Below are 258 nucleotides of genomic sequence, written 5' to 3' on the forward strand. Positions count from 1 at the left end.
GTTGTGAATTAGTTTCCTTCAAGTTAGTCAGATCGTAGCCTCCGAGAACAACTTCCACATCCTTGACTTTAACATCCCAGACGCAATGTGCTGCCGTCAATATGTGTCTTTCGGTGATGACTGATCCACCACAATAATGGTCCTTATCTTCATCCTCAATTGCGGCCATCCATGGGTACTCGTTCTTCTTGGTCTCCTTTCCACCGACTATCCTACCCGCATTCCTCTTGCCGCCATCGCAGGTGAGGGCAGCCAAAG

The 258-nt window shown here is 48.8% G+C and carries 1 protein-coding gene; it reads right to left on the reverse strand.

Annotation, left to right across the window (positions count from 1 at the left end; translation table 11 throughout):
- A partial coding sequence (locus PZC42_RS21880) for a trypsin-like serine protease (protein WP_277214310.1) occupies window positions 1–258 on the reverse strand: 258 nt, incomplete at both ends.

It is taken from the genome of Isoptericola croceus, assembly GCF_029382255.1.
GTDB classification, from domain to species: domain Bacteria; phylum Actinomycetota; class Actinomycetes; order Actinomycetales; family Cellulomonadaceae; genus Isoptericola; species Isoptericola croceus.